21 protein-coding genes and 1 pseudogene are annotated in these 24,897 nt (G+C 36.6%); 2 read left to right on the forward strand and 20 right to left on the reverse strand.

Going from position 1 to position 24,897, the window contains the following annotated elements; genetic code table 11:
• Positions 1 to 2 precede the first annotated feature (2 nt).
• The 9 genes and pseudogenes from HMPREF1019_RS05590 to gap form a co-directional block, all read right to left on the reverse strand.
• On the reverse strand, positions 3 to 1,349 hold the full coding sequence (locus HMPREF1019_RS05590) for an FAD-dependent oxidoreductase (protein WP_009294734.1): 1,347 nt from the start codon (positions 1,347 to 1,349) through the stop codon (positions 3 to 5).
• A 128-nt stretch (positions 1,350 to 1,477) separates the two neighbouring features.
• A pseudogene (locus tag HMPREF1019_RS10335) lies at positions 1,478 to 2,428 on the reverse strand (TonB-dependent receptor domain-containing protein); the annotation flags it as partial.
• A gap of 15 nt (positions 2,429 to 2,443) precedes the next feature.
• A complete protein-coding gene (locus tag HMPREF1019_RS10340) occupies positions 2,444 to 3,469 on the reverse strand; it encodes a TonB-dependent receptor plug domain-containing protein (RefSeq protein WP_009294736.1) in 1,026 nt (341 codons plus the stop codon).
• 232 nt (positions 3,470 to 3,701) lie between these two features.
• Entirely contained in the window at positions 3,702 to 4,724 is a 1,023-nt protein-coding gene (locus tag HMPREF1019_RS05600; protein WP_009294737.1) for an NADH:flavin oxidoreductase/NADH oxidase, read from the reverse strand.
• A gap of 529 nt (positions 4,725 to 5,253) precedes the next feature.
• Complete coding sequence (locus HMPREF1019_RS05605; protein WP_009294738.1) at positions 5,254 to 5,922, reverse strand: DUF2625 family protein; 669 nt, start codon at positions 5,920 to 5,922, stop codon at positions 5,254 to 5,256.
• Between the two features lie 78 nt (positions 5,923 to 6,000).
• Positions 6,001 to 6,819 carry an enoyl-ACP reductase FabI gene (gene fabI, locus HMPREF1019_RS05610; protein ID WP_009294739.1) on the reverse strand — a complete coding sequence of 273 codons (819 nt, stop codon included), beginning with the start codon at positions 6,817 to 6,819 and terminating at the stop codon, positions 6,001 to 6,003.
• A 167-nt stretch (positions 6,820 to 6,986) separates the two neighbouring features.
• On the reverse strand, positions 6,987 to 7,667 hold the full coding sequence (locus HMPREF1019_RS05615) for a triose-phosphate isomerase (RefSeq protein WP_009294740.1): 681 nt from the start codon (positions 7,665 to 7,667) through the stop codon (positions 6,987 to 6,989).
• A 3-nt stretch (positions 7,668 to 7,670) separates the two neighbouring features.
• Positions 7,671 to 8,870, reverse strand: a complete 1,200-nt coding sequence (locus tag HMPREF1019_RS05620) for a phosphoglycerate kinase (protein WP_002941208.1) — start codon at positions 8,868 to 8,870, stop codon at positions 7,671 to 7,673.
• Positions 8,871 to 8,886: 16 nt separating this feature from the next.
• Positions 8,887 to 9,885 (reverse strand): type I glyceraldehyde-3-phosphate dehydrogenase, encoded by a 999-nt coding sequence (gene gap, locus HMPREF1019_RS05625; RefSeq protein WP_009294741.1) that lies wholly within the window; start codon positions 9,883 to 9,885, stop codon positions 8,887 to 8,889.
• A gap of 79 nt (positions 9,886 to 9,964) precedes the next feature.
• Between gap and nadD the strand changes: the two genes are divergently transcribed.
• The gene (gene nadD / locus HMPREF1019_RS05630) at positions 9,965 to 10,846 is read left to right on the forward strand and encodes a nicotinate (nicotinamide) nucleotide adenylyltransferase (RefSeq protein WP_009294742.1); all 882 of its coding nucleotides are present in this window, start codon (positions 9,965 to 9,967) and stop codon (positions 10,844 to 10,846) included.
• On the opposite strand, the gene HMPREF1019_RS05635 is transcribed toward nadD, so the two are convergent.
• Complete coding sequence (locus HMPREF1019_RS05635) at positions 10,830 to 11,813, reverse strand: YeiH family protein (RefSeq protein ID WP_009294743.1); 984 nt, start codon at positions 11,811 to 11,813, stop codon at positions 10,830 to 10,832. The genes nadD and HMPREF1019_RS05635 overlap by 17 nt on opposite strands.
• Before the next feature lie 103 nt (positions 11,814 to 11,916).
• Here HMPREF1019_RS05635 and HMPREF1019_RS05640 point away from each other — a divergent pair, with 103 nt between their 5' ends.
• Positions 11,917 to 12,846 (forward strand): sugar transferase, encoded by a 930-nt coding sequence (locus HMPREF1019_RS05640; protein WP_009294744.1) that lies wholly within the window; start codon positions 11,917 to 11,919, stop codon positions 12,844 to 12,846.
• 4 nt (positions 12,847 to 12,850) lie between these two features.
• Here HMPREF1019_RS05640 and HMPREF1019_RS05645 read toward each other — a convergent pair whose 3' ends face one another.
• The 10 genes from HMPREF1019_RS05645 to HMPREF1019_RS05685 form a co-directional block, all read right to left on the reverse strand.
• Positions 12,851 to 13,957: a glycosyltransferase family 4 protein gene (locus tag HMPREF1019_RS05645; protein ID WP_009294745.1), complete on the reverse strand. Its 1,107-nt coding sequence runs from the start codon at positions 13,955 to 13,957 to the stop codon at positions 12,851 to 12,853.
• Positions 13,950 to 15,842: an asparagine synthase (glutamine-hydrolyzing) gene (gene asnB / locus HMPREF1019_RS05650; protein ID WP_009294746.1), complete on the reverse strand. Its 1,893-nt coding sequence runs from the start codon at positions 15,840 to 15,842 to the stop codon at positions 13,950 to 13,952. The genes HMPREF1019_RS05645 and asnB (HMPREF1019_RS05650) overlap by 8 nt, the downstream gene beginning before the upstream one ends.
• Positions 15,830 to 16,975: a glycosyltransferase gene (locus tag HMPREF1019_RS05655; RefSeq protein ID WP_009294747.1), complete on the reverse strand. Its 1,146-nt coding sequence runs from the start codon at positions 16,973 to 16,975 to the stop codon at positions 15,830 to 15,832. The genes asnB (HMPREF1019_RS05650) and HMPREF1019_RS05655 overlap by 13 nt, the downstream gene beginning before the upstream one ends.
• Positions 16,968 to 18,050: an acyltransferase family protein gene (locus HMPREF1019_RS05660; protein ID WP_009294748.1), complete on the reverse strand. Its 1,083-nt coding sequence runs from the start codon at positions 18,048 to 18,050 to the stop codon at positions 16,968 to 16,970. Before HMPREF1019_RS05660 ends, HMPREF1019_RS05655 begins: the two co-directional genes overlap by 8 nt.
• Positions 18,047 to 18,838: a glycosyltransferase family 2 protein gene (locus HMPREF1019_RS09705; RefSeq protein ID WP_009294749.1), complete on the reverse strand. Its 792-nt coding sequence runs from the start codon at positions 18,836 to 18,838 to the stop codon at positions 18,047 to 18,049. Before HMPREF1019_RS09705 ends, HMPREF1019_RS05660 begins: the two co-directional genes overlap by 4 nt.
• Positions 18,829 to 20,736: an asparagine synthase (glutamine-hydrolyzing) gene (gene asnB / locus HMPREF1019_RS05670; protein ID WP_009294750.1), complete on the reverse strand. Its 1,908-nt coding sequence runs from the start codon at positions 20,734 to 20,736 to the stop codon at positions 18,829 to 18,831. The genes HMPREF1019_RS09705 and asnB (HMPREF1019_RS05670) overlap by 10 nt, the downstream gene beginning before the upstream one ends.
• 6 nt (positions 20,737 to 20,742) lie before the next feature.
• Positions 20,743 to 22,416, reverse strand: a complete 1,674-nt coding sequence (asnB, locus tag HMPREF1019_RS05675; RefSeq protein ID WP_009294751.1) for an asparagine synthase (glutamine-hydrolyzing) — start codon at positions 22,414 to 22,416, stop codon at positions 20,743 to 20,745.
• 657 nt (positions 22,417 to 23,073) lie between these two features.
• Positions 23,074 to 23,553: a methyltransferase domain-containing protein gene (locus HMPREF1019_RS05680; RefSeq protein ID WP_009294754.1), complete on the reverse strand. Its 480-nt coding sequence runs from the start codon at positions 23,551 to 23,553 to the stop codon at positions 23,074 to 23,076.
• A gap of 8 nt (positions 23,554 to 23,561) precedes the next feature.
• On the reverse strand, positions 23,562 to 23,693 hold the full coding sequence (locus HMPREF1019_RS10515) for a hypothetical protein (protein WP_009294755.1): 132 nt from the start codon (positions 23,691 to 23,693) through the stop codon (positions 23,562 to 23,564).
• The gene (locus HMPREF1019_RS05685; protein WP_009294756.1) at positions 23,683 to 24,495 is read right to left on the reverse strand and encodes a hypothetical protein; all 813 of its coding nucleotides are present in this window, start codon (positions 24,493 to 24,495) and stop codon (positions 23,683 to 23,685) included. The genes HMPREF1019_RS10515 and HMPREF1019_RS05685 overlap by 11 nt, the downstream gene beginning before the upstream one ends.
• Between the last annotated feature and the right edge of the window lie 402 nt (positions 24,496 to 24,897).

Here is a 24,897-nt window from a genome sequence, read left to right on the forward strand (position 1 = left end):
TTCTACCCAAAAAACTCGGCGTTAAATTTCTCTTCGTCGAAATTTTTGCCCAAAAATTTACAAATTTCCTCCATATCAGCTCTCGCCGTTTCAAAACAGCTAGTAGCTCCCGGGCTTGGCGTCATGTTAAAGCTTATGCCCTCGCCTGTGCTGATCTTGCCCTCACCAAGCTCGAGCCTTTTTTTATTGCGGTCGATCACCTGCGGCCTTACGCCACCAAAATTTACAGCGTAGCTTAGGTCGTTTTCGCTTAGGCTTGGCACGATCTTTCTGGCGTCTTTAACAAATTCTTTTTTGTTGATAAATGGCACTTCAAACAAGAAATTTCTTAGTATATATGACCTGATGTCCCCATCTTTTAGTAAATTTGTAAAGACTTCAAGGACGTTTTTGTCAAATTTTAAGCACTTTAAAAAGTCAAAAAAACTAGAACAGCCGTGAAATCTCTCAAGCTTTGGTATGACAAGGGCAGTTGGCCCAAAGCGGGTGTTGCCATTAGCTAGGATATCTGGGTCGCCGTGAAGTGCGGCAAATGGCAGCTTGTCGTTTTGCACCATATAGACTTTGCCGTTTAGTAGGCGCTTGTTCGCGAAATAAAAGCTTCCAGCAACTGGCAGCGTGCTAAGATGTAGCCCATAACCCATCTTATGAGCTAGAAATAGCGAGTGCGCTCCAGCATCGACTACAACGTAGTTTGCTGTGATCACTTCGCCGTCATTTATCTTGATGTGAAATGTATCGCCAACCTTTTTCATATCAGTCACTTCTGAACTTAGGCTGATCTCATAGCCATCTCCGCCTAAATTTAGCGCATTTTGCACGAGCGAATTTGCCACGCCACCAAAGTCCATCGTAGTGTACTGGCCATTTTGCGCGCCAATAGCGATGATATTTTCTGGGCGCTCATTGCCATTTGCGTCAAAAACGACGTTTGGCTCGATCTGCTTTAGCTTCTCTTTGTCATAAATTTCAAGATAAGGAAATAACTCTTTAAAGCTCTCATATCGCTCCTTGATGCGCTCTACTTCGGCATCTCCGATGGCTAGCGTCATCTTTTGATGAGCAAACATATATTTGCCCTCTAAGTTGTATTTTAGGGCGTATTTTACTGGCATATTTGCCACTTGTGAGACCTTTTTTGCCTTTTCTAGCGTGTAGTTTGTCTCGATATCTCCGCAGTGGATGGTCTGCGAGTTGCCCTTGCCGCTTGAATTTAGCGTAGCTACGCCGTCATATTTTTCTAAAAGTGCGACTTTTTTTATATCGCTAAATGCAGCCAACTCGTAAAAGAGTGCCGTCCCGCTAATGCCCGCTCCAACAATTGCCACTTCAAAGTGCTTTTGCCTCATTTTCTCCCCTGAAAGTTTAGTCGCACAAATGATACTATATTAAATTTAAATCAAACAGCAAAAAGCGAGGTGTGACAAATAGGCTGTGTAAAAGTGAAATTTGGCAAGGCTTTCACCTTGCCTTGAAGTTAAAATTTATAAGAGACATTTACTTTGAAATTTCTACCTGGCTCCCAGTCTATGTAATTTTGATTACCTGTATAGTCAGCCATTCTTTGTGACTGCGAAGCGTATGCCTTGTTAAAGAGGTTGTAAATTCCAGCATTTATCTCTAGCCCTTTAAATTTACCACTGCTTGGTGCATAGGTAGCGTAGATGTCGCTAACTGCGTAGCTTGGTATCTTATCGCTCTTATCATTGCTGGCTGAGACGGTATTTTTTGAGGCAAAGTAGATTAGGTTGTAGCCTATTAGCGTATCGATCCTTGAAAATGCGTACTCTGCATTAAATGTGTATTTATCGCCCTGATCGCGGTAACCAATGATATTTGAGGTATAGTAGCCACCGCTTGCCTTAGCGACCCTATCTTTATATTTTACATTTTGATGAGTGTAGCTAGCAGCTAGGCTTAGTGCGTCTAAATTTAGCCTTGCAAGTAGCTCAACGCCGCTTATATCAGCACCACCAGCGTTTTTTCTAATCATTATCGGATTTGTTCTACCACCTGCTGCGTTATTATCGACTATTAAATTTTTATATTTTGTCATGAAGTATTTTGCAGAGAGGTTATATGAGCTAGCTTCATTTATATCGCCGTGGTATTTAAGACCAGTTTCGTAGCTGTTGCCAGTTGTAGGTTTCAGATCTTTGTTTGCTTCCCAGCTTCTGCTTCCACCTGCCATCATCGACTCCATAACGTCAGGCCCTCTAAAGACTCTTGCATAGCTTGCAAATGCGTTAAGCCCTTTAAATATCTCATAGTCAAGCGCAAGCGCTGGGGTAAATTCGTTAAATTTATATGTGTAGCTCTTTACATTTCCAGCTCTGCCGTCGTAGCTTTTTAGCTCGTGATGAGTGTATCTGATGCCAGGTGTAACGGTTAGCGAGCTAAAATTTAGCGCATCTTCTGCGTATATTGAGTAGTTATTTACCTTTTATGGGTAGTGATTGTCTGGTTTGTTGAAATTTTTACTTTGGTAAAACTCAGTGCCATATCTAAAAGTCTGCGTCAAAGCGCCGCTCTCTACTACACTTTTAGCCTTTGCATTTATGCCGTTCGTCTCTACGCCCCATTTTGAATCATCGACCCTTTGGTGTCTTGTGTTATAAGCTGTCACATCTAAATTTAAAAGATCGCTAGGCTTATACTCATATTTTAGCGTTGTTGTGTCGCGCTCATACTTGCGGTTATCGACACTATTTGAGCCGCTATACCAGCTGCCAAATTCTGCTCTTAAAGGATAAAGACCCTTAAATTCATTATGCTCTCTTGAGATAGAAATTCTATGCGCATCAAGGAAGCTATAGCCAAGCTTTAGAAGATAGCTAAGATCGTTTCCGTCGCCACCTATCTTTCTTTTGTTGCCGCTTTTGCCGTAGTCGTAGCCTTTGTGATTAATAGCTGCTATAAAGTCAAGCCCTTCAATTGGAGCAGTAAAGAGCATAAGACCTTGAGAAAATTCGCTGTTATTTGAGGCGTATCCTGTCTTTATCTTTGCACCGATCTTCTCGCCGCTTTCTAGCAAGTCTTTTGCATCGACCGTTTTAAAGGCGACTGAGCCACCAAGCGCGCCAGAGCCATTTACGACTGACCTTGAGCCAACCTCGACGTCTATTGCCTTTATGAGATCAGGGTCGATCAGCAAGTCGGCGTTGTGGTGAAACGTGTTTCCATTTTGTTTCGCGCCATCTATCGTGATGTTTAGACCGCGGTCACTTACGCCTCTCATATAAATTTTTTGATTCATGCCGTTTGTGCCGCCCACATAGACGCCAGGGATGTCCCTCATCACGTCTTTTGCTAGGCCAGCGTTTCTAGTTGAAATTTTGATGTCATCAACGCCGTATCCACCGCTGCTACTTGTCACCTCAACACCGCTTAGCACGCTCTCGTCTGCTGCGTTTGCACAAACTGCCACGCTTGCTGCAAGAGAAAGCTTAAATAAGCCCTTAAATCTCATCTCTCCTCCTAGTTTGATTATTAAAATTACTATTTTAGTTTATAGTCTAATTTTGAAATTGAATATTATAATTTTAAATATAAATTTCAGGTAAAAATTTAAAATAAATGCGATTTTATAGCTAAGAGTATAGAAAATTGAATTTATTAGTGTAGAAAAATAGCGAGTAAATTCTAGTGATTTTATTTAAGAAAAGTAAAATTTGGCAAGGCACTCACCTTGCCAAGAAAATTTAGTAAGCCCTTTTGTAGGCGTTTTCTATTTTGTCATTTTCGCCAAATTCTTTCATGGCGCCAAAAGCAAAATATGGGTTGCGTAGTAGCTCCCTGCCAAGCGCCACGCCGTCGCAAACATCGCCAAGTAGCAGCGCCTCGCACTCGCTTGCCTTTGTGATGAGACCGACTGCAAAGACTGGGATATCAACTGCATTTTTCACCGCTTTTGCGTAGCCAGCCTGATAAAGAGGCGTAAATTTAGGCGCGCTATCAACTTTTGCATAGACTCCGCCAGCTGAGACGTGGATAAAGTCAGCTCCATTTTTCTCTAGCTCACGCGCTAGTTTTACGCTCTCCTCTACGTCCCAGTCGCCCTTAAGCCAGCTACTTGCACTTATCCTCACGCCAACAGTGATATTAGCGCGAGCCTTGATCTTTCTTAAAATTTCAAGCAGCAGCCTTATGCGGTTTTCAAAGGTGCCGCCATATTCGTCACTTCGCTTATTTGTGCCAACGCATAAAAATTGATTTATCAAATATCCATGCGCCGCGTGTATCTCCACAGCCTCGTATCCTGCGCTCTTTGCTCTAATGGCCGCATCCACAAAGCTTTGCTTGACGCTTGCGATATCCTCTGCGCTCATCTCTTTTGGCGTGGCGTAGTCTTCACTAAATTTGATAGCACTTGGTGCGATGATACCCTCACAAGTGCCCTTTCTGCCAGCGTGAGCTAGCTGGATGGCCATTTTGGCGCCGTATTTACTGCAGCCTTTTACCAGCTCCGCGTGAGCCTCGATCTGCTCGTCACTCCAGAGCCCAAGGTCTTTTTTAGTGATCCTGCCGCGCGCCTCCACAGCCGTCGCCTCAACAATGATCATGCCAACACCGCCGATCGCCCTTGTAGCGTAGTGAAGCTTATGAAAGCACCTTGGACGGCCATCCTCTTTTTTGACCTCATACATGCACATCGGAGCCATGATAATGCGGTTTTTGATCTCGATGCCGCCTATCTTAAGCGGCGCAAAAAGCTTACTTTGCATGAAATTTCCTTTAAATTTTTTGATTATTTTAGGATATTTGTTTAAATTCTTGGATTTGTAGGAATTTACTCAAAAGTGTTTAGTAAATTTTAAAAATTGCAAATTTGTTTTGTCAAATCAAATGAGTGTCAAGTAAATTTTAAAATTTCATGAACGAGTAATTTCGGCTCTAAAATTTGAGCTAAGCTGTAAGCGAAGCCAAATTTTAGTAGTCAATTCTTGCGAGTGAATGAAAGTTTAAAATTTGCAAAATAGATTTTTATAAATTTAATGTTTATTTCTTTGTTAAGGGGGAAGAGGCTTGAATTACGAAGTCGCTCCCTTCCCCCTTAACAATCCCCTAACCCCGACGACGTTAGAAGTGGCATGCGAAAGCGCTTTGCACCGCATGCGTTTTATCATCATGCGAGTGTCAGGCAAATTTTAAAAATTAATGAGAGAGCATATCACGCTTCAAAATTTAGTAAGTTGCTAAGGTAAGCGAGTAAGATTTTAAAATTTGCAAAAGCAGAAATTTACAAAATCAATCCTATTTCTCCCTCTTAAACAAAGAAGCAAAATACTCATCGATATTAACGCCATCTTTTTTCATATCTTTTAGCCTTAGCTTTATGTCAGCGTCTTGCCAAAAAAGTGGTGGTAGCGCAAACATCACCTTATCAAGGCTAAAATTTCTCACATCATCGCGCCAGCCATCCCAGCGGTAAAGCTCGTAAAATTTAGATATATCCCCACTTAGCGCCCAGTATAAAAACTGCGAGTAGCCAAGCTGTGTATCTTCCCATTTGCCGCTATCTGGTGCGTAGTAAAAGACGTTGCCAGCTTTGCCACCAAAGGCGCCACCATTTACCGCAAAAAATCCGCCCAAAACATCATCCGCCACGAGCAAATAGCCAGGCATCTGCCCTACTTCGATAAAGCTTTTGCCAAGGTTGAAGCTGTAAATTCCGCGCTTCATCTGCTCGCATCCTGAGCCAAGAAGACGCAACCAACCACCATCTATCACTATGCCGCCGCACCCATAAACAAGCGCTCCCATCGGCGAGCGAGTGGTGACCTGAAGTCCCAAAAGCTCCTTTTGCGCCCTGCTCTCATCGCGAGGCAAAATTTCATAGTCGTTTTTAGCCTCTTTTAGCCACTCTTCGATCAGCGCCCAGCCTGGCTCATTTGTGTCTATAAGCTCATCTAAAGCCCTCATTTTCTGTCCTTGCGATAAATTTGGTGAAATTTAAAAGAAGAATTTGGCGAGTCGCCCCGCCAAATTTATATTGGTAGGTTATTTTGCGTCCCAAGCTAAGATCGTGTTGCCCTCGGCATCGGTAGCCACGTCGCCCATGCCCATGATGTTGTAGCCGCAGTCTACGTAGTGAACTTCGCCTGTTACGCCGCTAGCTAGGTCGCTAAGCAGGTACATAGCGCTGTTGCCGACATCTTCAGTGGTGACGTTGCGTTTTAGCGGGCTATTTACTTCGTTGTAGCGCAAGATCATCCTAAAGTCGCCTATTCCGCTTGCAGCAAGCGTTTTAATTGGCCCTGCGCTGATCGCATTTACGCGGATATTTTTAGCGCCAAGGTCGTGTGCTAGGTAGCGAACTGAGCTTTCAAGTGCTGCTTTTGCAACACCCATGACGTTGTAGTGTGGTACAAATTTTGGTCCGCCAAGATATGTAAGAGTTAGCACCGAGCCGCCCTCTTTTAGCACTGGCAAAACCGCGCGAGTAAGGCTTAGCAGCGAATAAACGCTAGTACCCATCGCTATGTCAAATGCCTCTTTTGTCGTATTTACAAACTCGCCCTCAAGCGCTTCTTTTGGTGCGTAAGCCACTGCATGCACGACAAAATCGATCTCGCCAAGGTCTTTTTTGATTTGATTTGCAAGCCCATCTAGGTGAGCTTGGTTATTTACATCAAGCTCGTAGACAAATTTGCTACCAAACTCCTCAGCGATCGGCTCTACACGCTTTTTAAGAGCGTCATTAAGGTATGTAAATGCCATCTGCGCACCTTGATCGTGACAAGCTTTTGCGATGCCATAAGCTATTGATTTAGCATTAGCAACGCCTACGATCAGACCTTTTTTACCTTTTAGTATCATCATTTCTCCTTTTATTTTGTTTGACTTTTAAGCGATATTTAAATTTTAAACCAAATTTAATAGCGGCAGTATCGTGAGATGAATTTTAATGTTGTGTAGAAATTTTAGGTCAAGACTAGGCAAATAGCCTGTCGCAGACTTAAAATTTCGAACTCATTAAAAAGCGCTCACGAGATAACGCGTATCAAATTTAAAAAATTATTCGCATCCCAGCTGGCTGTGCCTACTAAAACCCCATCGCAGCTTTTTATACCTGCTATATCAGCGATATTTGCTGCATTGACGCTTCCGCCGTAAAGTAGCGGCACGTTTGCCTTTGTCTTTAAAAAACTTAGCACCTCATCTATCTGCTCTATGCTAGCGCTCTTGCCAGTTCCTATCGCCCAGATCGGCTCATAGGCGATGATCAAATTTTTATAGCCAAGGTCGATATTTTCAAGCTGACGGCTTAGAAATTCTTTGGTCGCTCCGCTTTCATTTGTGCTTAAATTTTCGCCGATGCAGTAGATGACATTCCAGCCATTTTTTGCAGCAAAGTCAAATTTTGCTCGCAAAAACTCCTCACTCTCTTTTAAAATTTCACGCCTCTCAGAGTGGCCGATCAGCACATCTTTGATGTCAAATTCATCAAGCATCGCCTTGCCGATCTCGCCGGTAAATGCCCCGCTCTCGCATGGGTAGAAATTCTGCGCCCCAAGCCTAAAAATATGCCTTTTTTCATCAAAGGCACTAGCTGGAGCAAATACGCTCACATCGTCGTTTGCGCTTAAATTTTCGTCTAAAATTTTCGCGTACTCTCTAAAGCTTGCTCTTGTGTGGTTGCACTTTAAATTCGCTAGAAATTTCAAGACCTACTCCTCTTTTCTAAGCGGCTTTATGCCAGGCAGCTCTTTGCCTTCAATGAGCTCCAAGCTAGCACCGCCGCCAGTTGAGATAAATGTCATCTCATCAGCGTCTCCTGCGCGCTCGACCACGTCAGCCGTATCGCCACCGCCAACGACGGTTGTCGCGTGAGTGTCGATGATAGCGTGGCTCATTTTGATGCTACCTTTGCTAAATTTATCCATCTCAAAAACGCCCATAGGTCCGTTCCACCAGATGGTTTGCGCATCGGCGATGACCTCTTTAAATAGCCTAATCGACGCTGGTCCGATGTCAAGCCCCATCCAGCCATTTGGGATCTCTTGTGCAGGGACGTATTTTACGGCACTTTCAGCTGAAAATGTCTGAGCAGCGACGACATCTACTGGCAGGTAGATTTTCACTCCTAGCTCTTTGCCTTTTTGTAAAATTTGCCTTGCATCTTCGATGAGCTCTTCTTCAAGGAGCGAATTTCCGATGTTTTCGCCAAGTGATTTTAAAAATGTAAATGCCATGCCGCCGCCAATTATGAGCTTATCGACGCGTGGCAGAAGGTTATGTAGGGCTTGAAGTTTGCCGCTTACCTTTGAGCCACCCACGACTGCGACAAATGGACGAGATGGATGTTTTATCAAATTTTGAGCGAAATTTATCTCTTTTTGTAGTAAAAATCCCGCCGCTTTGTGCTTTTCATCATAAAATTTAGTTATTGCTTCGACAGATGCGTGAGCCCTGTGGCAAACGCCAAATGCGTCATTGATGTAAAATTCGCCAAAACCTGAAAGCTCTTTTGCTAAAGCCTCGTCATTTTTGGTTTCGCCCTTTTCAAAGCGTAAATTTTCTATCATTAAAATTTCGCCTGGCTTTAGAGCCGCAGCCTTTGTTTTAGCGTCATTTCCGATCACATCTTCAGCAAATATCACCTCTCTATCAAGCAGTCTTGATAGCCTCTTTGCCACGCCTTGAAGTGAAAATTTCTCTTCATAGCCGTTTTTTGGACGCCCTAAGTGACTGGCCAAAACCACGCTGCAGCCATTATCCAAGCAGTAGCGGATAGTTGGTATCGCTGAGCGGATCCTGCGGTCGTCGGTAATGTTTAAAAACTCGTCCATAGGCACGTTAAAATCGCACCTTATAAAGACTTTTGCACCATTAAGCTCAAGGTCGTTGATCGATAAAATATCACTCATTTTTCACCCTTTAAATTTACTTTGTAGCCACGATCTTAGCAAGATCAACAAGCCTTGTTGAGTAGCCCCACTCGTTGTCGTACCACGCAAAGACCTTCACCATATCATCAGCGATAACCTGCGTAGTGTCGCTCGCTACGATGCTGCTAAAGGTGCTCGTGCAAAAGTCGCTGCTAACCCTGTAGTCGTCATCGACGAATAAAATTCCCTTTAAATTTGACTCCGCAGCCGCTCTAAATGCCTCGTTTATCTCCTCTTTGCTAGCTGGTCTTTTTAAAACCGCCGTTAGATCGACCATAGAGACGTTTGCCACTGGCACGCGGACCGCTTGACCATGCAGCTTACCGCTTAGCTCTGGGAGCACTTTAGCGATCGCTTTTGCAGCTCCGGTGGTCGTAGGTCCGATATTTAGCGCTGCAGCGCGTGAGCGGCGAAAATCTTTAGCCTTTACATCAACTAGGCTTTGGCCATTTGTATATGCATGGATAGTAGTCATTAGCCCTTTTACGATGCCAAATTTATCATTTAGCACCTTTGCCACTGGAGCTAGGCCATTTGTGGTGCAGCTTGCGTTTGAGACGATCGCTTCACCTGCGTATTTATCGTCATTTACGCCAACTACAAATGTCGCTGTGTCGTCTTTTGCTGGAGCGCTCATGACGACTTTTTTGACGCCGCGAGCAAGATATGGCTCACATTTTTCAGTGGTTAAAAACTTGCCAGTGCACTCTAAAACCACGTCTACGCCGTAGTCTGCGTAGCTAAGCTCGTTTAGATCTCTTGTAGAAAAAACTCTTATCTTTTTGCCATTTACTTCTATAAAATCGTCGCTTATCACCTTAACGTCTTGCTTAAATTCGCCATGAACGCTGTCGTATTTGAGCAAATACCTCGTCATATCCCTTGTTGCGGTGTCGTTAATAGCGACAAGCTCAACATCATCACGCTCTAAAATAATACGAGCGGCACACCTACCGATACGCCCAAAGCCGTTTATTGCTACTTTAACTGACATCTTAGCTCCTTTTGATATAATTACGCCTAATTCTACAAAAAAGAATTTTAAAACAAATATAAACAAGGCACTTTAATAGATGAAGTTAGCACTTTTTGGCGGGAGCTTTGATCCGGTTCATTTAGGACACGATAGCATTGTGAAAATGGCACTAAGCGGCCTTGACATCGACAAGCTCATCATCATGCCAACTTTTATAAGTCCCTTTAAGAGCGAATTTTCAGCTCCGCCAGAGCTTCGCCTAAAGTGGATAAGAGAAATTTGGGGCGGCCTAGAGAAAGTCGAGATCTCAGACTATGAGATAAATTTAGCTCGTCCGGTGCCTACGATCGAGACGGTCAAGTATTTGTATGAGAAATTCAAGATAGAGAAATTTTATCTCATAATAGGTGCGGATCACCTAGCCACACTTGATAAATGGCATGGCTACGAGGAGTTAAAAAGCTTAGTGCAGTTTGTGATCGCTAAGCGCAATCACATAGAAATTCCACGTAATTTACAAAAAATGGACGTGCATGTGGATGTTAGCTCGTCACAGATCAGGCACCAAAAGGGGCTTGATGAGCTACCTAGCAAGATAAAAGATGAAGTTATAAATTTTTACCAAGGATTAAAAATGCAAGAGAGATCGATGCAAGAGCGCACCGAAAGTATAGTTAAGGTTTTAGACGCAAAAAAGGCTGAAGAGATACAAGTGTTTGATATGAGTGGGGATGATTATTTCGTAAAAGCCGTAGTTATCGCTACCACGCTTGGCGAGAGGCACGCTTACTCACTGAGCGAGGATCTAAAAGAGGAGCTTAAACCTCTTGGAGAAAAATTTATAGGTACAGAGAGCTCGCCTGATTGGATCGTGATGGACCTTGGCGACATTTTGATACACCTTTTGAGCCCAGCTTACAGGGCAAAATACAACATCGAAGAGTTTTTGCAAAAGCTAAAAACTAGCAAAGAGTCTTAACAAAAACAAGCGATGAGCAAATAAGCCATAAAAATATAAAAAATGCTAACAAAAATGGCTTTTTGCCCGTTGCTTTAAATATACTCCTATCTATCCCAAATCCCAAAGCACACATCGCGACGCAAAGGCAGATGCTAGCTGCTAGCTTTAAAATTTGCACCAAATTTTCAGGGAAAAATGGCAAAGATCTAACGCAGATCGCCACTAAGAAAAATAGCGCAAACCAAGGTATGCTCTTTATTTTTGAGCCACCGCTATTTTGGCTTAAATTTAAGAAATTTAGCAAAAACAAAAATGGTACTAGCATGATGACACGAAGCATTTTTATGATGAGGGCAGTGCTACTTACTGTGCCGTCAAATGCCGCTGAGGCTGCCACTACATGGGCTACTTCGTGAAGTGAGCCACCGATAAAAAAGCCAGTTTGGTGCGGCGTGAGAGCTAGAAATTTAGCGATAAATGGATAGATAAACATACCAATCGTCCCAAAGAGCACCACTGTGCAAATGGCGATAGCAAGCTTGTTTGCGTCTGCTTTTATCTCATTTTGTGTAGCCATAACAGCAGCTGCGCCGCATATACTTGCCCCTGAGCCAATAAGCACGGCGCTATCCTTGCTAAGCCCCAAAGCCTTAGCGGTAAAAAGCGCAAAGCAAAAGGTCGCAAATACCATAAAAGCTGCGTATATCACGCCTAGAGTGCCGACACTTGCGATCTCGCTAAGGCTTATGTTAAAGCCAAAAAGTATGATGCCTAGCCTTAAAATTTGCTTCCCAGCGATCGCTACGACGCCACTAGATTTTAAAATTTGAGTTTGTTTGGTGAAAAGATTTGCAAAAATGGCGCCTAAAATGATAGAGATGATGAGTGGGCTAGTGTGAAATTTAGCCAAAAGTGTGTTTGAGAGCGCAAAAGAAATGGCGCAGATCAGCGCTAAAACAAGCACAGCAAGAAATTTATGAGACATATTTTAACCTTAACTCTTTTTTTAAAAATGCAATTAGCACGTTTGGGTATAATTAGACGAATTTTATAATGCAAATTTAAAATAAAGATAAAGGGATAGACCTATGATCATCCTTGGCGAAAAATATACTTTCACCAAACTCGAGCTAGAGAAGCTTAGGAAGAAATTTGGCCAGGTGAATTTTTTATCCCCTGAAAATAGCGACGCTAAAGCTTTGCGAGGTGCGCTAGAAAATCTCATAAAATCAGGCGATCAGAGGCTAATAGTGCTAAATACCCAAAAGCCCGTTGATAGCAAACTGGTGAGATTTCTCACGCTTTTGCAGTTTAAGACGAAGTATAAAAAGATCAAATTTCTAAATGTGGAGAGCTTTTTAGAAATTTACTTGCAAAAGTGCTACATCCCAGAAAATGGCGAAAATTTAAACTTTTTAAACGATATCAAGCCTTACAATGCCTTTGAATACGCCTTAAAACGCGTGATCGACTATGTAAGCTGCTCACTGCTTCTTGTGATACTTTTTGTACTTAAATTTTATGTAAAGAAAAAGATAGACGAGCAGTCTCCTGGTAGCCTTTACTTCTTGCAAAATAGGGTTGGGCTGGATGCTAAAATATTTAAGTGCTATAAATTTAGAACGATGCATGAAAACTCAGAACACAACCCATACACGCAAAAAAACGACACAAGAGTATTTAAATTTGGCGAATTTATGCGCAAGACTAGAATGGATGAAATACCTCAATGCATCAATGTATTTCGCGGCGATATGCACCTAATTGGACCACGTACAGAATGGGATATATTAGTTCATGACTACGAAAAAAGGATCCCTTACTACAATGAACGCCACATCGTCCGCCCAGGAATCACTGGCTGGGCACAGGTAAACTACCCTTACGGCGCAAACACTCACGACGCCAAACAAAAGCTAATGTATGATCTTTACTATATAAAACACTGGTCACTTTGGCTGGAGATAAAAACTATGTTTAAAACATTTGAGATAATACTAGGCAAAAAAGGTATTTAGCTGTTTAGTCCATAATAGCTTTCGTATATTTTTCTAGGACAATATTCTCATCAAAAGATAAAATCATCTTTTCTCTGCCATTTTTACCCATTTTTTCAAGAATACTTTTGTCAAGATTTAAAATTTTTTCCATTTTTTCAGCGAGGTCTATAGAGCTTTTTGGCTCACACAAAAAGCCATTTACTCCATCGTCTACTATTTCTTTACAGCCACTAACATTTGTAGCTATTAATGGCTTTGCCATGGACGCGGCCTCTAATAAACTTTTTGACATTCCCTCTTTGTACGATGCCAGCACGACGCACTCAGCACTAGCTACAACCTTACTTACATCATCGCTCATACCAAGATAGTCCAAAAAGTCGTTTTTAAGCCACAAATTTAACTCTTCGTCGCTAATGGCAGTATTATTTTTGACATTTTTTTCTCCAAGCAGCAAAATCTTAAAATCATCTCTTTTTTTTCTTAAAATTTTACCAGCCTCAACTAACTCAACAATACCTTTATCTTTTATAAGTCTTGCTACACATAAAAATTTAAATTTTTCGTCGCTTTTGCTCTCTTGTCTTGGGGCAAATTTATTTATATCTACACCACTTCCTGGTAGGAGGTCGCATTTTCCTTTTGAAATAAGGCCCAAATTTACAAATAGATCTTTATCGTCTAAATTTTGAAAGAATACAACCTTATTTGCATTTAGCGATATCTTATAAAGAAATTTAACTATGCTTGTGACAAAACTTTGTTTTATAAAAACTGTTCCAAGCCCTGTGATATTGCTAACACAACAAATACCTAAAATTTTACAAGCAAGTGAGCTATAAATATTTGGCTTAATAGTAAAATTTAAGACACAAGCTGGCTTCTCCTTTTTATAAAGGGCTAGCAAACTAAAAAAAGTTTTTAGATCAACTAACGGATTTATCCCTTTTGCATCAAAATTTATATGAAAAACTTCGAATTTTTCTTCCAATAAAGTTGAGTATTTTTCATCAAACGGAACAACAAACGACACTTTAAAGCCGTTTTTCTTTAGGTGATTTGCAAGGCTCAGTCTAAAGTTGTACCCACTCCAAGCGCTATTTGTCACTATAAAGACGCTTTTACTCAAGCCATCTCCTTTTCCACATTTGATAAACCACCATAAACCAAATAAGACTTTGAAGCTCTTCTCCAGCATAAAATCTATCTTTTAAATTTTGTATTTGTTTTATATCAAATATCTCATCATTTAAAGCCCTAGAGTCCAGATTCTCTTCAACAAGCCATCTTAGATCACCTCTTAGCCACTTTGCAAGTGGGATCTGAAAGCCTGATTTTGGCTTGTCTATTATATCTTTTGGGATATATTTGTACAGAATTTGTCTTAGCAAATATTTTGGCTGATTATTCTTATATTTTATACTTACTGGAACGCGTGCCAAATACTCTATCAAACGATGATCTAATAGTGGCTCACGTCCCTCTAAACTAACACTCATTGTGGCGCGATCAACTTTTGTAAGCACATCATCACACATAAAAAATTTATAATCACACATCATCATATGATCTAAAAAATCAAGATTGAGCTCATTTTTCCACACATTCATATACTCTTGTTTTAGCCCTATTTTTAGAAATTTAGTTACGTCCGACCTATCTACATAGCTACTTGCATTTATAAACATTTCGTCTAAATTTTTACTATTTATAGCTCTTTTTAACTTTAGAAATTTATCTCTGAAATTTGTCTGGCGGATATTATTTGGCAGGGCTTGATTTGCAATGTCAGCTACTTTTTCATTTATTAAATTTAGTCCAAATTTAAACAAATTTTTCTTGAGCGAAGCAGAAAAAATACCCTGAAATTTATGTAAAAAGAAATACTTACTATATCCACAAAAATGTTCATCTCCACCATCTGCGCTAAGTGCAACTGTTACATCTTGTTTTGACATTTTTGAAACTGCCATGGTCGCTACCGCAGAGCTATCCCCAAAAGGCTCATCATAAAAGAAAGAAAGAGTGTCGATATATGAAAGCATGTCGGCTTCATTTATATAATACTCATGATGATTTGTACCAAAGTGTGTGGCCACTTGCTTTGCGTGAGCAGCCTCGTTAAATCTAGCGTCATCAAAACCTATGGTAAATGTATCAATCTTTTGCGTTTTGCTTAGTAAAGCAGCCACCAGTGAGCTATCATATCCGCCACTTAAAAAGACGCCAACTGGCACATCAGCAATAGTACGTAAATTTATTGCACTGTCTAAAAGACCTTCAAGTTCGTTTAAAATTTCACTCTCATTTTTATTAAATTTTGGCTGTGCATAAAAATATCCTACATCCCAATATTTTGTTATTTTAAATGTTGTTTTGACAATATCAAATTTTAAATAACAACCAGCAGGAAGTTTAAAACAATCCTTAAAAATACTATAAGGCGCAGGAATGTAGCCAAACTGAAAAAAATAAGCTAGCGCATCTAAATTTTGCTCTTTCTTAAATTTTGGATGCTTGTGAAAAGATTTGATCTCAGAAGAAAAAATAAAATTTATACCATCAAAATAGTAATAAAGTGGTTTTACGCCAGCTCTATCACGGCATAAGAATAGCTCATTTTTATTTTTATCCAAAATAGCAAATGCAAACATTCCTATAAATTTAGCAAGACACTCATCACCCCACTCTTTATAAGAGTATAAAATAACTTCGGTATCAGAATTTGATACAAATTTATAGCCAAGGGCTAATAGCTCTTCCTTTATAGCTTTAAAGTTATAAACTTCTCCATTAAAAACTATCACATATCCACCGCAATCACTCACAAAAGGCTGGTGTCCATTTGAGCTTAGATCCATTATAGATAGGCGGTTGTGGCCAAGGTGAACGCCACTTTTTTCATCAAAAAAAACACCTCTATCATCTGGGCCGCGATATGCCTGCATCTCTAGCATATCTACTAAAATTTGCTCATTTTTATTTTTATCTAAAAAGCCAACTAACCCACACATATCACTTCCTTGTATCGTTTTATAATACCATCAATGTTAAAGTCATTAGCCCTTTCTTTGGCAACTTGTCGGTACTTCCCCCTTAACTCATTATCACCTATTACAACTTCTATCGCTTTTGTCAAATTTACCTCATCTTGCACCGGCACCAACACTCCAAATTCTGCAAGCTCAATATCATCTCTTAATTCAAATTTAATATCGCTTTTTGGCGCTAAAATCTCCCTTGGACCACTAAGACAATCCGTGCTTATAACTGCACATCCACAAGCCATTGCCTCTGCCAGCACATTTGGAAAGCCTTCAGCATTTGACCCGAGTATAAATATACTGCATTTTGAAAGATATTTATATGGATTATTATCAAAACCCAAAAAAACAACCCTCGTGGCAATACCAAGCTCTCTTGCAAGAACTTTTAGTTTACTCTCATTTTCGCCTTTTCCCAGTAGATATAATATATAGTCGTTATCAGCTATTCTTGCAAATGATCTTAATATCAACTGCTGATTTTTCCTATCGCACAATGTTCCAACTGCGATTATGCTTTTCTTGTCAATATCAACGCCAACTTTTTCGTTGGCCTTATTGTTTATACTCTCTATATCATATGGATTATAAATTACCACCTGTTTAACACCAATATTAAAAGTTTCAATCAAGTCAAATTCTATTGCTTTTGAAACCGATATTATCAAGTCTGCCTTTTTATATAGAGTTCTTAATAAAATTTTACTAATCATATCTTCGAGAGAATTATTACGATACATCGCACTAGGAGCTATTCTCTCGCTAATAACAACCCTATGTTTTGCAAAAAAACTAGATAATATATTTATATAATTTGCCCTATACAAAAAGCTTGTTACCTGATTAAAGCCAAATTTTTTAATGATTTTAGCTAGCTTAAAGGACAAAAATGGAAGCCTGATTAGTTTTTTTACGCCACTTAAATTTACATCTTCGTTTAAACAAATAACATTTATTCTATCATCAAGAGGATAGTCTATGTTATTTTCTAATAAGATTAGATAACATTCATATTCAAAGCACAACTCGTTTAATAATGTACTAACGACCCTCTCTGCACCACCGCCGCCAAGAGAGTTTATTAAAATAACTGTATCACTCATTTTTTAATCTACACAGCAATCTTCTTGCAAGAACTTGACAAGGTTTTTCAATAAATTTATACGAAAAGGCGCTAATCGAAAAAATTAGGACCAACATTACCAAAAAATAAAAAACCATTTTTTCATCACTATAGCCAATTTTACTAATTAATATACCAATTAAAATCGTACATATAGTTTGATGATTTAAATATGTTGAATAACTTATATCCCCAAGATAAAGTAAAAAGTTTGGAACATTAATCTTATTATTAAAATATACACCTATAAAAAGTAACAAATATGATAAAAATATATACCTAAACAATGACTGTTCGTGTAACAAGAAAAATAAAATGGATGAAAAAATTACAAAATTTATCACATTTATGCGTTTACTCAACCAAAAAAACATTAAACTACCTAAAAATAGGTATTGTAGATATTTTAATTCTCTCTGTATTTTATAAAAAACACTATCTGAACTAAATTCTATAAAGTAAAGCAAGATAAAGAATATAACTATAAAAATAAAAAAACTATTTGGCTTTTTTTTAATATATGGTAAACAAATAAAAATAATTACGTAGAATGTTATTTCAATTCTTAAAGTCCACATAACCATATTTAAATCGACTTTAAATAAAAATAAATTCTTTAAAAAATAAGAAAAAGTAAAATTATCCCATGGTACAAGACTTGGCCAAGCATTGCTATACATATCAATAAAATTTGTCAAATTTAAAAAATAAAGTACCCAATATATTATTGATATTAAGAATAGAGAAAAAAATATGGGTGGAAAAATTCTAAAAATTCTCTTTATTGCAAACTCAATTCTACTTTCTCTAGTTGCAACCATGCTTATTACAAAACCACTCAAAACAAAAAACTGTACTACACCAAGCCCACCTCCATGATCTATGATGCCAAACGGATGAAAAATAAATTTTGATATATTATATGAATAGAAGTTATATTGCTTTAAAACAAGGTCAATATAAGAGCCAAAAAGATGTTCATATATCACTAAAAAAGCTGCGTATGCTCTTAAAAGTTGCAGTATATCATATCGAATTTGCACTGTTCTGGTCATTTTCTTACCAAAGAAAAAAACTTGTAATAACAATACTTAGCAAGACTGATAAAAAATACTTTAATGGATGCGCTTATCATATCCAAGCCTTGTTCTTTTAGTATAATACTCCAAACTTTGGACATTTCAGCATAGTTTCTTTTTTTTTGCTTTGTTAAACTATCAGATATTTTTGTATCATAATTTCTAGCAACGAAATTTGTAAAGTATGCATTTCCACTCATTTTAATAACCCTAGCATGGCCTATGCCTGGTGCTCTTCTGGTTGTCTCGTCAAAAAGACACTTTAGAAATGTCTCTCTTTTAACCATAGGCAAGTATTCTCCTTTTATTTTCCTACAAATATACTCTTTATAGTTTAAATATCCTTCAAAACTAGGTTTATTTGAAGTGATATTGCCATCAGAATCAATGCATGCGGAAAATATAATATCACTTTTTATTTTTTTTGATAAATCTTTTAAATGTCTTAATGAGCCATTTGTTAAAGTATCATCTGAGTCCAAAAACAAAAGCCACTCTCCTCTAGCCGCGTTAGCTCCTCTATTTCTAGCTACATTAGCTCCCCTGTTTCTAGCTACATTTTGACCAAAGTTTTTTTCTAGCTCAATAACAGTTATATCTTTATATTTTTTCCTTATAAATTCAGCAGTACCATCCATAGATACATCATCAACTACTACTATTTCAACACCTTCTTCATTTTGCACCAATACACTATCAATGGAATTAGATATAACATGCCTTCTATTAAACGTAGGTATAATAACTGAAATTTCTATATCCATTTTTCCCTCCATTTCATATAGTTTAATATAAGCCAAAATTTATTCGAGTTTATATCAACCCCGCTAAAATATGCGTTTAGCATTTTATCTATATACTCACCATTGAAATAACCCACACCATTAAGCCTTTTTTTATCTAAGTAATATTGATAAACTGGCTTTAACTCATCTTTAAACCATTGCTGTATAGGCATACCAAACCCCATCTTCGGTCTGTCTACTAGTTCTTTTGGTATGTATTTATAAAGGATCTTTTTTAGTAAATATTTATTTTGCCCATTTCTTAATTTCCATTCAGATGGTAATGATAGTGCAAATTCTACAATTTTATTATCCAAAAAAGGTTCTCTTCCCTCAAGCGAAACGGCCATGGTGGCACGATCTATCTTTGTTAAAATATCTTCTTGCATATAGGTCTTTTGATCATACAAGAGAATTAAATTTAAAAGATCTTTATAACAAAAATCATGAGTATAAATACTACAAGAGTCTGGTGAAAAATTAAAAAGTCTAACAAGATCATCTTTTAGCCAATAGCTTTTAGAGCTATCAAATATATCAAGAATACTATTGCCCAATAAGCTTTCAAGTATTTTTCTATATTTATCATATGAGTTTAATTTATTTTTTAATACAAAATGATGCATTAAATCTTTTCCAATTTTTGTAGATAAGATAGAATGTATAATACGCCTAAAGGACATTGGTATATTTCTTAAAGCATTATGTATTTTTAATATAGGAGCATAGTTGCTATAACCACAAAATAACTCATCACCACCGTCAGCAGAAAGTGAAACAGCAACATTTTGCTTAGCCAATTTTGAGACGATATATGTAGGCACTGCAGAATTATCGGCGAAAGGTTCGTCAAATATTTCTGGTATTAAATCTATGTGATCAAAAACTTCTTTTGGCTCTACATAAAGTTCAATATGATTTGTTCCAAGATAATTTGCTACTTTTTTTGCCCAAATAGCCTCATTACTATCTTTTTCATTAAAACCTATAGTAAATGTATTTAACCTCTTAGTACTATTTTTTTGTAAAATTGCGGTTACAAGTGAGCTATCTATGCCTCCGCTCAAAAAAATTCCTACTGGTACATCAGAAACCATTCTAAGAGAAAAAGATTCTTGCAAAATTGTTTCTAATTGTTCCAAAATTTCATTTTCACTTGTCGGTTTTTTTATACTCTTTACACCATCAAAACTATAATCAAGAGCGTTCCAGTATGTTTCAAATTTCATTTTTCCATTTTTGTTTATAACTAAAAACTGGCCAGGATTTAACTTAAAGGTATTCTCAAAAATTGTATACGGAGACGGAATGTATCCATACTTGAAATAGTAAAACAAGCCTTGCTTGCTTTCATGTTTTTCAAAAAATGGAATTTGATGAAAGCTCTTCAGCTCACTTGAAAACAATATTATGTCATTTTTATTATAAAAGTAAAGTGGTTTTACCCCCATTCTATCACGACATAGTACAAGCTCGTCTTTGTCTTTATCAAATATTGCAAATGCCCACATGCCTCTAAATTTATTAATGCAATCTTTACCCCATTTATGAAAAGCTTTAATTAAAACTTCAGTATCACAATCAGAAATAAAGTTATACCCAGACAATACGAGTTCTTTTCTTATCTCTCTAAAATTATATATTTCACCATTATAAACTATTTCTAAATTCTCATAACTCATTGGCTGATGACCAAACTCAGAAAGATCCATGATGGAAAGCCTTCTATGCGACAATCCAATATTAAAATTATCTCTTTGTATAAATGTATCACCGCTATCATTTGGACCTCTATGTTTTAAAGAATCCCCCATTTTTATCAACTGCTCTTTTTGGAGTTTTTTTGAAAAATCAATAAATCCAGCTATTCCACACATATTTTATTAACCTTTTTTAAAGAACAAATTCTCTTCTTGTCGTCCTACCTGTATCCCGTATCCAAATCCTTTTTTACTTGCATACAAAATTTCATTAGGAATAATTTTTTCAAATGCCTGTTTTAAAATAAGTTTATTTCTATTTTGACCATTTATACTTTTGCCAACTTTTTTATGAGCATCAATTCTAAATGCAAGCTCTACAACATTGACATCCAAAAATGGGGCTCGCGCCTCAATACCATACATCATCGGCGGCAAATCTGAGCTAATAGTAATTGAATGTGCATTTTCAATAATCAAACCAAGCCAATTTGATACATCTATGTAGTTTTTAGTATTTACCTTTTGCGCCCAAAAATCAAGCAATAGGCTATAATTAAAATTTAAAAAACCCTTCTGCAGTGCTTCCTTTTGATATAAATACCCCTTGCGATTATTATTTTTAACTCTGGCCAATTCAAAAAGCAATTTTAAGTCACTACTTTTAGAACAAATTTTTTCTAAAATTTGCAAAAAGGTATTTGGTAAAATGTCTACAAATTTAATAATATCCGAAAATATTAGCTGTTTTCTTGCATTATCGTACCCATAAAATATTTCATCAGCTCCTATGCCACTCATTACGACCTTTATGCCTTGGCTAGATATTTGCTCATAGAGCCTAGCCGCATGAGTTAGTGGCAACAATCTAACTTCCTCCCCATAAATTTTAACCATTCTATCATATAATTCTTTTTGAGCTTCTCTCTTGTATTCAAATGTCTTAAGTTCCAAACCAAGTATTTTTGCCATTTTTATAGCACGTGATAACTCTTCATCGTCAGCTTTTAAGCTAAAAGCCATTGGTTTTAAACCATGCCTTACCATCAATGAACTTATTATAGAGCTATCCACACCACCACTTAAAAGTGTAGCGATCTCAACGTCAGATCGCTCTCTTATTTTTACAGCATTATTTACAACATTAAACACTTCTTCTTTGGTAATATTCTCATCATACTCCATATTCGGCGACCAATAACACCATTTTTTTACTATTTTTTTATCTTTTATTATCATAGCATGAGCTGGCTCAAGCCGCCTAATGGATTTATATTTTGTGTATGGTTCTGGAATATGTAAAAAATTTCTTAAATTAGAATAAGCTACACCTATTTCATCAATTTCGTCACTAAAAATTCCCAAACTAAATAACGCAGCTAATTCTGAAGCAAAATAAAAACCGCTATCTATAGCAGAGTAAACAAAAGGCTTTTCACCGATTCTATCTCTAGCGCAAAAAAGTGTTTTTTCTAATTTATCGTATATTGCAAAGGCAAACATACCATTAAATTTAGAAATGCATTTTGCTCCGTATTTAATGTAGCTAGCAAGCAAAACCTCGGTATCACTACTTGTTCTAAAATCATATTCAAGCTCACTTTTAAGCTCTAAATAATTATAAATTTCACCATTAAAAACTACGATATATCTGCCACACCCTGAAATAAAAGGTTGATTTGCCTCTGTACTTAGATCAATTATCGAAAGTCTATTGTGCCCAAGTGTAACATCACCACAAGATAACAAACTAGTATTATCAGGTCCTCTATGATATTGTTTTACTAACACTTTAGAAGCTTGTTTTTCCCTTAATTCTTTTGGATCGAAAGAATATATTCCCACTATTCCACACATTTTTCTAGACTCTTCTTTACACTCAACACATATCTATATATGTATATATTCCTAGTATATTCTATAATACCACACCTATCAAAGATATTTTTAAAAAGTTTTTCACCGCACCCAAAATCAAATAATTTTATATTTTTATGATTATTTGTTATCATAAATTTCTCTATAGCTTCTATAATTTTTTATCTGTCCAATAAGAACTTTGAGATAAATTACCAAAATATTTTAATTTCATTATCACCCTTTTGCACTAAGCTATTTTTTACTTACTATATATTGAATAGTTGGATATATTTTTGTCATTTTAAATATCCAAATTAAAAATTTATAAAAACACAAATTTGGCAATAGGTGTTAAAACTATATTATGAAATGGGCTTAACAATAACCTTAGATATCCCAACTTTAGTCAAATAATTCAGTGTTTTAACATAGATCGAACCATTGTCCTTTAAACTATTATTTAATTCAATCTTTTTAAACTCTTGCAACTTCAAAAAGTTTGCACATACATTACATGAATATAGAATTAAATTTTTGGATTGTAGCATATACACAATACCTCAATTTTATTTTAACGAAATTACAACAATTACATACTGAAATATCATTTGTTTTTTATTTAAATACTTTAAAATATATTTAGTTACCACGTTGTTATTTTATTTTTTTCAATATAACAATAAAATTCTGGTGAAAATATTTATTTATTTTTCCAGCAAAATTTATAATCATCTGTTTAAAATTGGATTCTGGATTAAAAGTAAAATAATCCACATAAATCACTTCAAATCCATACCTGGCAGCTAGCTGTCTAACATTACAAATATCTAGCCACATTGTGTGATCCTCTAGCGTATTTAAGCCTTTAAAAAATAATGTTCTAATAATATTATTTAAGCTCATCGGATTTGGTGTTGTTATTATAAATTCAGTATTATCACTCATATATTTTTTTATGTTTTCCAAAGCCATTCCAACATTATTCAAGTGCTCCACAACATCAAGCAATAATATTGTATCTATATAGCCAAGCTCTTGTGATATATCTGTTTTTTCTATATCAAAATAAAAATAATCAAACCCGCAACTTTTAACAAATTCCACTCCTCGACTATTAATATCTCCACCATACAAAGCTTTAGCTATTTTTTTATTTTAGCATATCGCCAGTTTTGAAAATTTCTTTTTGAATAATTTTCAAAGCTACCAAGTCCACCTATTTCAAAAACTCTCTTGTTTTTAACTTTTTCATCTAAAAAGCTTTCAATCTCCATTTTTTATCCTCCTGGTAATAACGATTAAAATAATCAATGGCACACAAAGTGACACCAAAAAAGCACTTCCACCTCTTACAAAATCAAACATGTATAAATATAAATAAAAATATAGTGTTACTATTATAATATTATTTTGATTATTGTCGAATAAGTTTTCCATTTTGGAAAACAAATAGCCTATAACATAAGCAAAAATTAAACAACCGAAAATGCCCGTGGTATATAACAGTTCCACAATAAATGTAGATGGTAAAGTAACTTTGAATTGCAGCATATTGCTATTCGTAATAGTAGTAAAGCTTTGCGGAGCTAAAAATTTTTGAATTTCAATAATTCCAATGTCATAGGGCTTTGAATGCCAAATAAATCTTGGTATATAACTAAGCAAATTTCCAATAGGCTCAAAAAAATTTACTCCAAACAAGAAATCTCTAAAACTAATTTTCTCTAAAAATACAGCTAACCATTGCCCCTCAAAAGAAGAAACATGTATTTGCTTAAAAAAATAAATAATATACCCAAAGGTGTTTTCACTGTAAATCTCACTATTTACATTAGTTCCTTGATAAACTAAACCATATCTTATAATTTGCAAAATAGGAGCAAAAAATGGAACCAAAATAACTACCATTGCATGCAATATATACATCTTTTTTTGATAAAGTAAAGCCAAAATAAAGGATATGCTAAAAAAAAGAACTGCAATACTCCGTCTACTTGTTAAAATAAGCCCATCCAATAATAAAAAAATAAAAAAAGCAAATAGTTGCAATATCAAATTTACATAACACTTGATCATTCTTGATCTTTATAAAAACATAAGCAATAAAAAAAATAAAACAATATTTGTATATACCAGATATCAGAATAAAAGCACCATTACCATCGCTTACCTTAAAAATATCAATTGCTTTATGAAAAAAAAATCTGGCAAAAATATCGTCTAAATAAAAGTATACAAAAAAACAAATACTGCATAAGGCCACCAAATAGAATAATTTTAAATTTAATACTACATTTAATCTCATCACATAGACTCGTTTTTGCCCCCCCCCTTATGTAGCCAAGAATTATAAAGAAATAAATAAAAAATGATAAAACTAATGAAATATACAAATAGTAATCTTTTGGATCATTGTAAACCCCTATAATATTTTTATCAGCCAATAAGATAATAGGAGACATTATATAAGTACAAAAA

This window comes from Campylobacter sp. 10_1_50 (assembly GCF_000238755.1).
Classification (GTDB): domain Bacteria; phylum Campylobacterota; class Campylobacteria; order Campylobacterales; family Campylobacteraceae; genus Campylobacter_A; species Campylobacter_A concisus_R.

Coding starts and splice junctions, on each gene's coding strand:
- HMPREF1019_RS05590 (WP_009294734.1), bottom strand. CDS start 1,349: ATGAGGCAAAAGCACTTTGAAGTGGCAATTGTTGGAGCGGGCATTAGC.
- HMPREF1019_RS10340 (WP_009294736.1), bottom strand. CDS start 3,469: ATGAGATTTAAGGGCTTATTTAAGCTTTCTCTTGCAGCAAGCGTGGCA.
- HMPREF1019_RS05600 (WP_009294737.1), bottom strand. CDS start 4,724: ATGCAAAGTAAGCTTTTTGCGCCGCTTAAGATAGGCGGCATCGAGATC.
- HMPREF1019_RS05605 (WP_009294738.1), bottom strand. CDS start 5,922: ATGAGGGCTTTAGATGAGCTTATAGACACAAATGAGCCAGGCTGGGCG.
- fabI (WP_009294739.1), bottom strand. CDS start 6,819: ATGATACTAAAAGGTAAAAAAGGTCTGATCGTAGGCGTTGCTAATGCT.
- HMPREF1019_RS05620 (WP_002941208.1), bottom strand. CDS start 8,870: ATGAGTGATATTTTATCGATCAACGACCTTGAGCTTAATGGTGCAAAA.
- gap (WP_009294741.1), bottom strand. CDS start 9,885: ATGTCAGTTAAAGTAGCAATAAACGGCTTTGGGCGTATCGGTAGGTGT.
- nadD (WP_009294742.1), top strand. CDS start 9,965: ATGAAGTTAGCACTTTTTGGCGGGAGCTTTGATCCGGTTCATTTAGGA.
- HMPREF1019_RS05635 (WP_009294743.1), bottom strand. CDS start 11,813: ATGTCTCATAAATTTCTTGCTGTGCTTGTTTTAGCGCTGATCTGCGCC.
- HMPREF1019_RS05640 (WP_009294744.1), top strand. CDS start 11,917: ATGATCATCCTTGGCGAAAAATATACTTTCACCAAACTCGAGCTAGAG.
- asnB (WP_009294746.1), bottom strand. CDS start 15,842: ATGTGTGGGTTAGTTGGCTTTTTAGATAAAAATAAAAATGAGCAAATT.
- HMPREF1019_RS05655 (WP_009294747.1), bottom strand. CDS start 16,975: ATGAGTGATACAGTTATTTTAATAAACTCTCTTGGCGGCGGTGGTGCA.
- HMPREF1019_RS05660 (WP_009294748.1), bottom strand. CDS start 18,050: ATGACCAGAACAGTGCAAATTCGATATGATATACTGCAACTTTTAAGA.
- HMPREF1019_RS09705 (WP_009294749.1), bottom strand. CDS start 18,838: ATGGATATAGAAATTTCAGTTATTATACCTACGTTTAATAGAAGGCAT.
- asnB (WP_009294750.1), bottom strand. CDS start 20,736: ATGTGTGGAATAGCTGGATTTATTGATTTTTCAAAAAAACTCCAAAAA.
- asnB (WP_009294751.1), bottom strand. CDS start 22,416: ATGTGTGGAATAGTGGGAATATATTCTTTCGATCCAAAAGAATTAAGG.
- HMPREF1019_RS10515 (WP_009294755.1), bottom strand. CDS start 23,693: ATGGAGATTGAAAGCTTTTTAGATGAAAAAGTTAAAAACAAGAGAGTT.
- HMPREF1019_RS05685 (WP_009294756.1), bottom strand. CDS start 24,495: ATGATCAAGTGTTATGTAAATTTGATATTGCAACTATTTGCTTTTTTT.